Below are 12,436 nucleotides of genomic sequence, written 5' to 3' on the forward strand. Positions count from 1 at the left end.
AAAAAAGCAGTCCGTGTGGGACTGCCTTTACGTTTGTGATAATCACCCCCTCCGGCCTACGGCCAGAGGCTGTCTCAAAAGTGGCATTATCCTGAAGGTTGAGCCTGTCGAAACCTAGTCTGGCTTCGATTTCAGCCTTCGACAAGCTCAGGCTTCTGATTCGAACTGACTTTTGAGACAGCCTCAATTTGTTAGGAGTTAATTTTTTATTGGACGCTTATACTTCACTGGCGGTGCGGGCTCGGGTTTGATTTCGAGCGCCTGTGTTTTTAGCAGGTTCAATGCTTCCTGCACGGCACGCTCCAGTTGCGGATCATGGCCGGCAATTACTTCGGCAGGTGTTTGCTCTACGTGAATATCGGGCGGTATGCCCACGCCTTCCACGGCCCACTCACCATGTACATCGTAGAAGCCACCGCGTGGCGCCACCATGCGGCCACCGTCAACAAACGGAGGTGTATCCCATGTGCCCACCAGGCCGCCCCAGGTTTTGGTGCCCACCAGCGGCCCGAGTTTCATTTTGTTAAACAGGTACGGCAGCAAGTCGCCACCGGAACCGGCACGCTCGTTAATGAGCATCACCTTCGGCCCGAAGATGCCCGCGTTGGGTGTAAGGAACGGGCGGTGATCGCTGGCGCGGCTGTTGAAGTAGCCGTGCAGTTCGCGCGCCATAATGTCAACCATGTAGTCGGCTGCGGAGCCGCCACCGTTGTTGCGCTCATCAATGATGGCGCCCTTCTTGTGCTGCTGGGCAAAGTAGTAGCGGTTAAAATACGTGTAGCCGCCCTGCCCCGTGTTGGGCACGTACACGTACGCAAGCTGGCCGTTGGAAAGTTCGTCTACTTTTTTGCGGTTGCTCTCCACCCAGTGCATCATGCGCAGTTGGTTGTCGTTTTCAACGGGCACCACGGTAACCACGCGAGAGCCATCCAGTGAGGGTTTACTGTTCACGCGTATTTTAATTTGCCGGTTGGCGGTGCCTTCAAAATGTTTGAACAGGTTTTGTGATGTGGTGAGTGGCTGGCCGTTTACTTCGAGCAAATAATCGCCTGCGTTTATGTTGATACCCGGTTCGCGCAGCGGTGCGTTCAGGTTTGGGTTCCAGTCTTCACCCAGGTAGATTTTTTTGAAGCGGTAATAATTACCGGCCGCTTCAAAGTCGGCCCCGAGTAACCCGATGGGCACATTTTTTACTTCGGGATAGTCGCCTCCGCGGGTGTACGAGTGGCCTACGGCTACTTCACCACCTACAATGTCCACTATGTAGTTCAGGTCTTCGCGGTGGCGTACGTGATCCACCCAGGGTGCGTACCACTTATATACATCATTCCACGGAGCGCCATGCGTGTTGTCTACATACAGGAAGTCGCGCTGGTAGCGCCAGCCTTCGCGGAAAATTTGTTTCCACTCGGCCATCGGATCGATTTTTATTTTTAAAGAAGCAAGCGCATCCAGTTTTCCATCGCCCGGTTTTTTGTTGTTGTCGGTTGTGCCGAGTATGCCCCACGTACTGTTGCTGCGGTACAGCAACGACTTGCGGTCGTTGGAAATGCTGACTTCGTTAACGGATGAGAGATACGTTTCGGTTTTTAAATCTTTGAAGTTGTAGCGATGTAATGTGGCGCCTGGCTGATTGGGAATATTTTCAGCATAAAACACATAGCCTTCCGGACCGGGATAGAGTGCGGTGTAGTCGCGCTGCGGAATATCCACAGCGAGTATGCGCTGTGCCAGGTTGTCCATATCAATTTTTACGGTGTTCGATTTTGCTGGCGTTGCCGCTGCAGGTGTGGTTTTGCCTTTGGCCGATGCAGGTGGTGTTGATGGTTCTTCTTTTGGTTTTTCTTTTTCGTCATCGCTGCGCGGGGCCAGTGGTGAGGTGTCGGTTTTGCTGAGCACAATTAAATAGAGTGCACGCGTAACCGGACGATCGTATGAACTCATTTCAAGCCAACCGGTATTCAATCCGTAATTGGTGCTGGCAAGGAAGTACAAATATTTTCCGGTGGCATCCCACACGGGTGAGATGGCATCGGCCATGCCATCGGTGAGTTGCAGCGTTTGACCGGTTTCTACATTATGTGCTTTAATTACTTTGTAGTTGCTTTCAATGAGGCGTGCATAGGCAATCCACTTGCTGTCGGGCGACCACACCGGGTTCATCGAACGGTTCGGGTGTGCATAGCGTTCGGTGTCGGCCTTCTTGGTTACGCCTGAGTTTACATCGGTGTAGAGCAAGTTGTAATCGGTGTCGGTGTAGGCAATGTATTTCCCATCAGGCGACCACTCGGGTCGGAAGAAGAACGTAGGATTGGGAATGGAAATCACTTTTGGTTTTTCCAGTCCTTCTTGGTCGGTGATATAGAGTTGATACTCACCACTGGCATCGCTGAAATACGCAATGCGCTTTCCATCAGGTGACCATACGGGAAAGCGATCGGCTGCACCGGATGTGTTGGCGATGTTGCGCCAGTTGCCTTTTTCTTTTGGCACGGTAAAGATTTCTCCGCGGTGTTCAAACAACGCACGCTGTCCCGTTGGTGAGAGCGAAGCATTTTGCAGTGCATTGGCACGCACATCCTGCCAGCGTTCACGCGCCCAGTGAAAATCGCCACGCACGTGGATGGTTAATTTTTTGGTGGTGCCGTTTGCCGGATTGAGTGTATGTAAATATCCGCCTTGTTCGTACACGATCAAACCCCCACCGGCATCGAGGCTCTTCACATCGAAGTCGGCATGAAAGGTTTGTTGTTTCAATTCATTGGTTGCCGGATTAAACGACCACACGTTGTTGGCGTAGTCGCGCTCCGATAAAAAGTACACCACGTTGTTCAACCACGTTGGATCAGTGTGGCGCTCGTTATCGGTTTGAGGCGTCATCTTCAACGCAAAGGTTTTTAAATCCACAATCCAGATGGGCTTGGCCTGGCCACCGCGGTAGTTGCGCCACTCCGGATCCCAGAAACCAATTTGCTGGTAGGCGATGTGATTGCCATTCTCTGAAATTTCTCCGGATACGGCACGCGGTATGGCCAGTGCTTCGGGCATGCCGCCTTTTTTATTCACTTTAAAAATTTTTGATTCTTTGGTGGGCAAAGAACCTTCACGTGCCGATGAAAATAAAATGAATTCGCCATCGGGTGTCCAGCCCGTTACCTGGTCGTTAAACGGATGCCAGGTGAGGCGCTCGGGTTGGCCGCCTTCGGTTGGTATGACATACACATCGGTGTTGCCATCGTACTGACCGGTAAAGGCGATGTGTTTGCCATCGGGCGAGAAGTGCGGGTTGGCTTCCATGCCCTCGTTGGAGGTGAGTCTGCGCGCATCGCCTCCGTCTTTGTTTACGATCCACAAATCGTTGGCGTACACAAAGGCAACGTGCTCCTTGCTGATGGTGGGCTGGCGCAGGAGCATGGTACCCTGTGCAAAGACTTGAAAAGAGAGTAAGGAAGTGATGAAGAGGAGTAAAAGCGTTTTCATAAGCGTGAAGGTTAAATCACGATGAAGGTAACAGTTTTGATTGAGAGCGCAGGTGCCGGTGGTGGAAAAGGTGAGGTGACTTCTTGCGCGTGGCTGTTCCCCCTTTGGGCCCGCCTGACCGTACGGGCAGGGGTTAAGGGGCGTGGGGAGGCTGATCTTTTGTCGTGCCGGTGTGTCGGTGGGCGATTGTAGTTGGCTGATCAGTCGCAGTCGACACAGTTGCTTGTTTGCTTAACCCGGAGTTGCACTCCGGGTTTGCACATTCAATCCCTTCGGGATTGTGAAGTCGTGATGCTTGACTTAGTATGATGTAACGATTCTGCCTGCCTCGCGTTGATCTTTTGTCGTGCCGGTGTGTCGGTGAATTATTGTAGTTCGCTGATCAGTTGCAGTCTACACAGTTGTTTTGTGCGCTTAACCCGGAGTGCAACTCCGGGTTAGCACATTTAATCCCTTCGGGATTATTGGAGTTGTGATGTTGACTTGCATGATGTAACGGTTCTGCATTTGAGTTACGCTTAACCGCGCGCGGCAGTTCCCCCTTTGGGGACAAGGGGGCGCGGATGGGCCTACACCAACTCCACCTCTTCTGCTTTTGTCACATTTTTCAAAGACGTTTGAATGCGTTTAATCACATCTGCATTCCACAACATACGGTAATGTCCCACATCTTTAAGCGTGATCAGTTCAGCCTGTGGCAGTTTGCTGCCCAGGCGTAACGAGTTTGCGTAGGGCAACACCTTGTCATTGATGTCGTGGAGGATGGTGATTGCCTTCACGCGGATGTCGCGTGCTTTGTCTTCTACCGTTACGGTTTCCACACGTTCATTTAAAATAGACTCGGCTTTATTGAGCAGGTACTGGTATGCTTTATTTCCTAACCCAATAATATTTTTGAATTCATTAAAAATGTCGATTAAGCGGTTGGGGGAAGTGAGCATGATAAACTGATCTACTTCATAGCGCGAGCCGGATAAAGCGTAGGTGCTTACAGCCGAACCAAAGGAGTGTGAAACAATTGAAAAAGGTGCTGTTGGATTCAGGTGAAAGATCAACGCGCGCAATGCCTCACGACAAGCATACAGGTTGGTGTGCGTAAGTGTTGATTTGCCATGTGCCGGAAGATCAAGCGCCACCACGCGGTAGCCTTCATGGGCCAGCATGTTCGCAATGGCGCCCATGCTTCCGGCATTCGATTCCCAGCCGTGTACGATCACTACAAGTTTGCCCTCCGGATTTCCGGTTTCGTAGGCATGCAGATTTTCATGCGGGTATGTTACAGTAAATGATCGTGCCTGGTTGTAAAACCCCAACTCAGCTTTTTTGAGAGGAAGTTTTCGTGTTTTCTGAAACAACCGGAAGGCCTTTGCTCCTGCCCGCCTTGGATTGATCACCGAATACAATGAATAATAGAGTCGAACGAGAGAGAGCATAAGTGTTTTCATGGGGTACAGTATTTTATACCGATCGGTATATTTATGGTAAAAAAAATTTACAATTTCATTTCGGTTTCAATCATGCGGTCAATGTGATCCATAACATCGTTCATGTGTTTCTGATCATCCAGCAGGTTGGTGATGAAGATGCCGCCTTCAATCTGGGCGAGTATACGCAGCGCCATGGCATCGGGTTCTACTGATTTTTTAAATTGTTTTTGTTGGATGCCTTCGCGGATGATATCCGCAATGCCTTTTTGCAGCTTGCGCATGATTTCACGCACGCGCTTCAACAACACCGGGTTTTGATGTTTGGAGTCGACCCCAACATTAAGCAACGGGCAGCCGCCATATTTTTTGGTAAGCTGGTAGTAGTTCCGGTAAAAGTCGGTCATGGCCTGCAGCTTTTTTGCCGGAGATGTTTCCGCATTCATCTTATCGGCCACGAGCATCACCACCTGGCGCACGTTGTAGTTAAACGCCTGCAGGGCCAGGTCTTCCTTGCTTTCAAAATTGCCGTAAATGGCGCCTTTGGTAAGCCTGGTCGCTTTTGTCACCTCCGACATAGACGTGGCGGCATAGCCGTATTTATTAAAAACCGGTGCTACGGTCTCAATAATATACTGGCTGGTGACTTCGGCTTTACCCATGCACAAGTATACGTAAAATTATACCGATTGGTATAATTTATACAGAGGTTTTTTTTATTTATGAAGAGTGGATATGCGCTTCCAAATTTTATAACCACATAGGAACATAGACCACATAAAAATTTTTAGAAAACCTATGTGCCCTATGTGTCTATGTGGTTCAAAAGAGCATTTACTGCACATTTAATACCGCCAACTCTTCAAATCCGCACCTTTCGGAGCACTTTTTTCTATGCGCTTTAAGATTTTAGGCAAATACATGGTGTTGTAGCGCAACCGCGAAATGTAATTCGGGTTTTCGTGATCGCCATTCCAGCAATGTTCGGCACGATCACCATAATCAACTTCACCTCCGTAAAACGGATTTTGAGTTTTCTTCAAGAACTCCTCCATCAAATACACAGCATTGTTCAGGTAGTAATTATCCATATCCCCGCAGTAAATGTGAATCTTGCCTTCCAGCTTCGGACCAAGTGTGGCCCAATCGCGTTCAAGAATATAACGCAGGTCATAATTTTCTTTCCAGTAGGCAGCAACGGTGGGATCAATCTCACCGGTAACTTTATCCCACAACCGTTTCGGGTATCCGTCTTCACCTTGTGGTGAGTATACCGCCTCCCAAATATCCCACTGCTGGCCCGATCGTCCTTTTGTACCAAGGGCCAGTTCACGATAATTCATCTCGCGCAGTGTTGCGGTAAGTTGTCCTAAGTAATTCCGATAACCCGGCCGTTCGGTTTTCTTGAAATCACTTTCGTAGTAGTACGCATTCTTGTCGTTGTAAATGTCAACAGCACAATACGCTCTGAAATCAATCGGGTCGGGACAAGCAGCAAAGCATCCGTTGAAATCATCGGGATAAAACATTTGCACCGCGAGTGCTTCCCATCCACCGGTTGAGCCGCCATACGTAAAGCGCGCCCAACCTTCGCCAATACCACGGAATTGTTTTTCAATTTCAGGAACAAGCTCATGCATGATGGCATCACCATACGGACCCATGCTGGCCGAGTTTACAGCATAGGAATCATCGTAATACGGAGTGGGGTGTTGAATTTCGATGATGAGAAAGCGTGGAAAATCTTTGCTGATCCATTGCTTGTAAAAGTTGTACGCTTCCTGCGCCTGAATTTTATTGTATCCATAAATCCCGAACCGCCCGGCATAATCCGTGGTATCCATATCCGGATCGGGTGGTGTTTCGCTAAAGCCACCAAAATCGTCAGGGAAGTGCCCGTGAAAAATCATAAGCGGGTAACGCGCTTCCGGATGCTCATCAAAACCTTCCGGCACCAGCACATGTGCACCCAGATACATCGGTCTGCCCCAGAACTCCGTCAGTTTTTCACTCTGAATTTTTATGTGACGGATATACTTCGTGTCTTTTGGTTCGGTAACCGGTGGAATTTTCTGATCCATTACAACCTTGATGGTCTCTTTCTTTGTTGGATCAACAGCGACCTTGACAGGCTTGCTGTAAAAATTTCCGGGTTTGCTATTCCATTGTTGGCCTTCACCCTGATCGGGTGGAAGCTTTACCGTGTGACCTGTTTTTAACGTGAACGTTTCATAGCGATTGATGAGTGCCTGAACGAAGTATTCACCAGATGGAATATTTGCGATCGACTTTATCGGGTAACCGAAGGCGGTTTCATCTACGATAATTTCGTCACCGGGTTTCATGCCTTCTACATCAACACCAAACACGAGTTGGGTTGAAGGCCCATCCACAATTTGAAAACGCGGCTCACTTTTATCGTTGTTGGAAAGCATGAGCAACAAACGTCCGTCCTGAGCCTGGTCACTCATTTCCTGTGTAAAAGAAATGGAAAATTTTACTCCGGATTTCGTTGTAGAATCAGTGGTGCAAAACATGCAGACCAGCAGGAGCAGTGGCAGAAAAGCGTGGGATTTCATTGGGGATTTATTTTTTCTTAAGGTAAGCGGGAAAGGGTAGAATTCAAACCAGATTTTCTATTTCAGGGCTGCATTTTCAGCAGGTTTTGCGTGCCTCAAAATGATTTCTTTATTATATATTGCGAGACTTATTTGCCTGCACCCATGACCATTCACCTCATTGAAGATGATGATATTTATGCGGAGTTCATCAAGCGCGCATTAAGTCCTGCGTATACCGTTACAAGTTTTAGCTCTGCAGAAGCGTGCCTGAAGGCCTTGAATGGTGGCCCCATGCCGGATGGATTTATCGTTGATTACAAACTTCCCGGAAAAAGCGGAATTGAATTCTTTGATGAGATCAAGGATAAGCTAAAAGAAGAACAACACATGATTATGATGAGCGCCATTGATGATGGCAACCTCGTGCTCAGCTTCATTAAAAAAGGTGTTCGCGATTATGTGATCAAAGACGATACTGTAATCGAATCCCTCAAAGCCATTCTCGAGGGTAAAGAAGACGACTACTATTTGTTTAATTGATGTTGCCTTCGGGTGCCTCAGGCAACGGATGTTGGTACTTCAATAATAAAAGTCGCTCCTATACCTTCTTCATTCACACACGAAATACTTCCGCCAATTTTTTTTGCCATGCTTCTGGCAATGAACAAGCCGAGACCGGTAGAGCTTTCGCCACCAGTTGGTCGTGCGCTGAATTTTCTGAATTTCTCAAACAAATGTGGTAACTCCTCCGACTTAAAACCAAGCGCTTCATCACGGATGGTAATCGTAGCTGTACCGGGTTTGGATTGGTTGGCCTTGATCCAGATTTTCTTTCCTTCAAATGAAAACTTTAACGCGTTTGAGAGAATGGTATCTACGGTCCGTTGCAAACACTGTCGATCCGTATGCAGTTTAATGTTTTCACAGTCCACCAGAAGCGTAATTCCTTTTTTGCTGGCTATGCCTGAAAAATTTTTCACCGCCTGCTGAATGATGCTTTGCATGTTCAGGTCTTCCGGGAACAATTCAATCCGGTTGTTTTCAATGTTGCGGTAATCCACCAGGTTGCGGATCATGTCCAATCCATCGGCCACCACGATGTGCATTTTTTCAAGGTAGTCCTTTTGTTCCTGCGTCAGGTTGTCGCCTACCAGTTGCATCAATTGCACGAGGGCATACAACCGGTTTAAAGGCGACTTGATATCATGCGATACAATGCTGACCAACTGGCGCTTTTCCTCTTGTAGCGCTTCAATCTGTCGAAGCAATTCTTCGGTATCATGGGGCGTAGAAGCCATGTGGTAAGTTAAAAACTTCCCCGATAAATGTCAGAGGCGAATGCGGACTTCCTCTTTATAATTGACCGGAACGTTAATGGGAATGCCTTTGTATTGAAGCCGGATGGAGCCCTTATAATGAATCTGCATACGTTTACCACCGATTACCGCAAAAACTGCATCGAGTAAACCAATTTCTTTCATGTTCAGCTTTACCTCAAGTGGAACGGTAAACTCGGCATTGGCCGGCACTTTTATTTTCATTTGCTGATCGATGATCGCAGCCTTCTTTCCATCAACAAAAACCTCCATGTCGATTTTTTTCACGGTCATGCGAAGGTTGTTCGGGTTAAAAAGAATGGCATTCGCCCGCAGCATCGGATCGGAAGTGGCATCAACAATGATGTCGCGGATCTGCCGAAGCTGGACATCTTCCTTCGGCTTGCAGGAAGCCAAAGCCAACAACACCAATAACACAAACCCGTAACCTGCACCCCGTACCCACTGGCCTGAGATTCCGGAAGGACGAAACTTCTTATTACTAACCATCATCGTAAGTATAGACATTCTCTTTCTAACTTTGTTACATGAATCCGCACTTTGAGGCCATTGCCGATGGGCTGGCCGAGCACGGGTATGCCGTGATTGATCAATTTTTAAGCCAACAGGAGGTTGGCGCTATTCTGGACCTGGAAGAATTACGCGATACGGCCAATATGAAGCGGGCCGGTATTGGAAATAGTCAGTCGCTTCAGGTTCAGGAGGGCGTTCGTGGTGATTATATTAATTGGCTTGATCGGGAAACGGCACCTCAGCCGGTAAAAGTTTACCTCACCCGACTGGATGAGCTGATTGCCTTTTTAAACCAGTCGCTTTATTTAAGCTTAAAAGATTACGAAGCACATTTTACCAAGTATCCTCCGGGTACATTTTATAAACGCCACCTCGATCAGTTTAAATACGATGACCACCGCAGGCTGTCAGTCATCTGTTACCTCAACCCCGATTGGAAGGAAGCCGAGGGCGGAGCCTTGCGGATGTACCTGTTGGATAAAACCCTGGATGTATTACCCGAAGCCGGGCGCCTGGTTTGCTTTCGATCGGATATTATTGAACACGAAGTGTTGCCGGCCACGCGCGAACGGCTGAGCATTACCGGTTGGATGTTGGACCGGCTTGCGGCACTTAAGCACTTATGAGTTTCGCTTGCTGATTTTGTTGGACGAAATGGAACGTTGCCGGGAACTCTTAAAGCGCGTTATGGTTTCATCCCGCTTTGCGATATGTTTTGTTTTTCTTCCCTGCACGCGCTTGCGCCACAGTTTCCAACTGGTTGGTTTTAAATTTTTGCGCATCAGCTCAATCACATCCTGTTCCGACAATCCAAACTGATGTGCAATGGCCTCAAAGGGAGTGCGATCTTCCCAGGCCATTTCAATAATTCGGTCGATGTCTTCTTGCTGAAGCATAGTATTGAAACAGTTAAACTGCTTCAATGGTTATAACGGACAATTAGAAGTTATTAAACCAATTATTTCTTCACCTGAAACAATGGCGGCTGTTTATCTTCCCACTCAGTCGCTTCCTGGTAGGCTCGCGCCAACAACAACGGAGCAGCCTCACCATACAGTTTTCCTAAAAACGAAATGCTGGTGGGTGAGCCTGAATTGTTAAACCCATTTGGCACCACCACACACGGATGCCCGGTTAAGTTGGTGGTTAATAATTGTGTGCCACCAAAACTCGGACTGATGATCACATCAAAATCTTTTGTGACCTGGTGGTATTCTTCGATGAGTTGCTGCCGCATGCGTGATGCATTGATGTACTCCACTGCCGGAATGAAGCGTGCGGTACGAAACGTATTCGGCCAGGCCCAACGAAGTTGATTGGAGAGCAAGCTGTCTTTGTTCGAGCGGGTAAGTTCATCGAACGCAGCGGCCGCTTCAGCAGTGAGCATGAGGCGCACGGCACCAACCGGAATGGAGGAAGGCAACTCCACTTCAACCAACTCAACGCCTAGTGATTTGATTACCTCCAAAACGTTCTGATCGTTTTCTTTATTCGGATAAGTGGCATCGAACAAAGATTTTACATAACCAACTTTTAATTTCTTCAGATCAGTTTTTGCAGCATAGTTAAACACAGCGGATCGTGTACTTTTATCCAGTTCATCTGCACCACGAATCACCTCATAAACAAGCGCGGCATCGAATGCCGACCGGCAAATCGGGCCGATCTTATCCATACTCCAACTCAACGTCATAGCACCATGCCGGCTTACCGTACCGAATGTTGGGCGTAAGCCACTGGCACCGCAGCGTGTAGAAGGCGAAACGATCGAACCCAACGTTTCTGTTCCAATTGAAAAGGCCACCAAGCCTGCCACAGTTGCCGATGCACTGCCAGCTGATGATCCGCTTGAACCTTGCTTTAAGTTCCACGGATTTTTGGTTACGCCACCAAACCAGATGTCGCCCATAGCCAATGCACCGAGTGTGAATTTTGCCACGAGCACAGCACCGGCTTCATCTAATTTTTTAACAATCGTAGCGGTGGTTTTTATTTCCTGATCCACATAGGGCTCTGCACCCCAGGTTGTTTTTGTTCCTTCTACAGCCAGTAAATCTTTTACACCATACGGAATGCCATGCAGCGGTCCGCGGTACTTGCCTTTAGCGATTTCTTCATCTGCTTTGCGGGCTTGCGCCAGTGCGCGTTCTTCCAGTAATAAAACCGTGCATTGCAAGGTGTCACTGAATTTCTTTAAGCGATTAAGATAAATTTTAGTCAACTGTGTGGAGGTAATCTTCTTACTCTTCAACAACACAGCAAGTTTATGAACCGGATAGAACGCCAGTTCTTCCAGGTTTTCAGGAACCTTTACTTCTTTCGGCAATCCCCAATCAATTGGTTTTTGAATGGTCTCTTTTTTGAATCCCGTGGGCACAGGATCAAACCACAACGACATGGGCACACTGTTTTCCAGTTGATAGCGATGTATGGCTTCAATGGAGCGCTGATAGTCGCGAAGGCCTTGCAACAAGGAGTCGCGCTCAGCTGTTGTAAAATTCAAATCATAAAAGGGCTCTATTTCCTGTGTTGGGTGTTGTGTTTGCGCACAAACAACCATTGTTAAAAAAGTGAATGCAACTGTGGTGAAAAGCCTGTAAATTGAACTCCGGTTCATACGTAATTTTTTCTCCAAGATATGAAGGAATATTTCTTAAAACTCTACCAATATAATGCGTGGGCAAATTCAAGGGTATTGGGTGCCTTGGCGCAACAGAAGGTGACAGACGATAAAATTCTGACGCTGATGAGCCATGTTATGGCCGCCCAATTGTTGTGGCTTCACCGCATACTTGGCCTGCCGGCACCGGATGTGGAGCTGTGGAAAAAATATTCGCTTGAACGGTTACAACAACTCAGCGAAGAAGGCTCTTCGCGGTGGTTGCAATTCATTGAAGACCATGACAATTTTAACCGGCAACTCCGTTACCACAATTATGTGGGGCATTCGTTTGAAAATAATATCGAGCACATCATGATCCATACAGTAAATCACGCTACATATCATCGCGGACAAGTGGCGCTGCTGATGCGCGAGCGTGGCTACGAACCGGTTAACACCGATTTTATTACGTACGATCGGGTAATGACCGGTCAATTGAAAAATTGAGCTAAACAATTC

Annotated in this window: 12 protein-coding genes; 4 read left to right on the forward strand and 8 right to left on the reverse strand. The window is 47.9% G+C overall.

Features of this window, described 5'->3' with window-relative positions:
* Positions 1-198: 198 nt before the first annotated feature.
* Positions 199-3,480, reverse strand: a complete 3,282-nt coding sequence (locus QY309_17650) for a PDZ domain-containing protein (protein ID WKZ59671.1) — start codon at positions 3,478-3,480, stop codon at positions 199-201.
* Between the two features lie 21 nt (positions 3,481-3,501).
* On the opposite strand from QY309_17650, the gene QY309_17655 reads away from it, so the two are divergent.
* Entirely contained in the window at positions 3,502-3,672 is a 171-nt protein-coding gene (locus QY309_17655) for a hypothetical protein (protein WKZ59672.1), read from the forward strand.
* A gap of 377 nt (positions 3,673-4,049) precedes the next feature.
* On the opposite strand, the gene QY309_17660 is transcribed toward QY309_17655, so the two are convergent.
* From QY309_17660 to QY309_17670, 3 genes are all read right to left on the reverse strand, one after another.
* Entirely contained in the window at positions 4,050-4,925 is an 876-nt protein-coding gene (locus QY309_17660; protein ID WKZ59673.1) for an alpha/beta hydrolase, read from the reverse strand.
* Positions 4,926-4,972: 47 nt separating this feature from the next.
* On the reverse strand, positions 4,973-5,566 hold the full coding sequence (locus tag QY309_17665) for a TetR/AcrR family transcriptional regulator (GenBank protein WKZ59674.1): 594 nt from the start codon (positions 5,564-5,566) through the stop codon (positions 4,973-4,975).
* Between the two features lie 183 nt (positions 5,567-5,749).
* Positions 5,750-7,375 (reverse strand): hypothetical protein, encoded by a 1,626-nt coding sequence (locus QY309_17670; protein ID WKZ59675.1) that lies wholly within the window; start codon positions 7,373-7,375, stop codon positions 5,750-5,752.
* Between the two features lie 252 nt (positions 7,376-7,627).
* Between QY309_17670 and QY309_17675 the strand changes: the two genes are divergently transcribed.
* Positions 7,628-8,005 carry a response regulator gene (locus tag QY309_17675; GenBank protein ID WKZ59676.1) on the forward strand — a complete coding sequence of 126 codons (378 nt, stop codon included), beginning with the start codon at positions 7,628-7,630 and terminating at the stop codon, positions 8,003-8,005.
* A gap of 17 nt (positions 8,006-8,022) precedes the next feature.
* Here the strand turns inward: QY309_17675 and QY309_17680 are convergent, their stop codons facing one another.
* Together QY309_17680 and QY309_17685 are read right to left on the reverse strand one after the other, a co-directional pair.
* A complete protein-coding gene (locus QY309_17680) occupies positions 8,023-8,763 on the reverse strand; it encodes a HAMP domain-containing sensor histidine kinase (GenBank protein ID WKZ59677.1) in 741 nt (246 codons plus the stop codon).
* Between the two features lie 30 nt (positions 8,764-8,793).
* Positions 8,794-9,309: an LEA type 2 family protein gene (locus QY309_17685; GenBank protein ID WKZ59678.1), complete on the reverse strand. Its 516-nt coding sequence runs from the start codon at positions 9,307-9,309 to the stop codon at positions 8,794-8,796.
* Positions 9,310-9,329: 20 nt separating this feature from the next.
* Between QY309_17685 and QY309_17690 the strand changes: the two genes are divergently transcribed.
* Entirely contained in the window at positions 9,330-9,941 is a 612-nt protein-coding gene (locus QY309_17690; protein ID WKZ59679.1) for a 2OG-Fe(II) oxygenase, read from the forward strand.
* Here QY309_17690 and QY309_17695 read toward each other — a convergent pair.
* The gene (locus QY309_17695; protein WKZ59680.1) at positions 9,936-10,211 is read right to left on the reverse strand and encodes a TIGR03643 family protein; all 276 of its coding nucleotides are present in this window, start codon (positions 10,209-10,211) and stop codon (positions 9,936-9,938) included. The two genes, QY309_17690 and QY309_17695, sit on opposite strands and share 6 nt — an antisense overlap.
* A gap of 62 nt (positions 10,212-10,273) precedes the next feature.
* Positions 10,274-11,932, reverse strand: a complete 1,659-nt coding sequence (locus QY309_17700; GenBank protein WKZ59681.1) for an amidase — start codon at positions 11,930-11,932, stop codon at positions 10,274-10,276.
* 21 nt (positions 11,933-11,953) lie between these two features.
* On the opposite strand from QY309_17700, the gene QY309_17705 reads away from it, so the two are divergent.
* Positions 11,954-12,424, forward strand: coding sequence for a DinB family protein (locus QY309_17705; protein ID WKZ59682.1), 471 nt, complete (start codon positions 11,954-11,956; stop codon positions 12,422-12,424).
* Positions 12,425-12,436 lie beyond the last annotated feature (12 nt).

The organism is Cyclobacteriaceae bacterium, assembly GCA_030584025.1.
Taxonomy (GTDB): domain Bacteria; phylum Bacteroidota; class Bacteroidia; order Cytophagales; family Cyclobacteriaceae; genus UBA2336.

What these genes read in the sequence shown, in the direction of transcription:
- QY309_17680 (WKZ59677.1), bottom strand. Translation starts at nt 8,763, where the DNA reads ATGGCTTCTACGCCCCATGATACCGAAGAATTGCTTCGACAGATTGAA.
- QY309_17650 (WKZ59671.1), bottom strand. Translation starts at nt 3,480, where the DNA reads ATGAAAACGCTTTTACTCCTCTTCATCACTTCCTTACTCTCTTTTCAA.
- QY309_17700 (WKZ59681.1), bottom strand. Translation starts at nt 11,932, where the DNA reads ATGAACCGGAGTTCAATTTACAGGCTTTTCACCACAGTTGCATTCACT.
- QY309_17690 (WKZ59679.1), top strand. Translation starts at nt 9,330, where the DNA reads ATGAATCCGCACTTTGAGGCCATTGCCGATGGGCTGGCCGAGCACGGG.
- QY309_17670 (WKZ59675.1), bottom strand. Translation starts at nt 7,375, where the DNA reads ATGAGTGACCAGGCTCAGGACGGACGTTTGTTGCTCATGCTTTCCAAC.
- QY309_17665 (WKZ59674.1), bottom strand. Translation starts at nt 5,566, where the DNA reads ATGGGTAAAGCCGAAGTCACCAGCCAGTATATTATTGAGACCGTAGCA.
- QY309_17675 (WKZ59676.1), top strand. Translation starts at nt 7,628, where the DNA reads ATGACCATTCACCTCATTGAAGATGATGATATTTATGCGGAGTTCATC.
- QY309_17660 (WKZ59673.1), bottom strand. Translation starts at nt 4,925, where the DNA reads ATGAAAACACTTATGCTCTCTCTCGTTCGACTCTATTATTCATTGTAT.
- QY309_17685 (WKZ59678.1), bottom strand. Translation starts at nt 9,309, where the DNA reads ATGTCTATACTTACGATGATGGTTAGTAATAAGAAGTTTCGTCCTTCC.
- QY309_17705 (WKZ59682.1), top strand. Translation starts at nt 11,954, where the DNA reads ATGAAGGAATATTTCTTAAAACTCTACCAATATAATGCGTGGGCAAAT.
- QY309_17655 (WKZ59672.1), top strand. Translation starts at nt 3,502, where the DNA reads ATGAAGGTAACAGTTTTGATTGAGAGCGCAGGTGCCGGTGGTGGAAAA.
- QY309_17695 (WKZ59680.1), bottom strand. Translation starts at nt 10,211, where the DNA reads ATGCTTCAGCAAGAAGACATCGACCGAATTATTGAAATGGCCTGGGAA.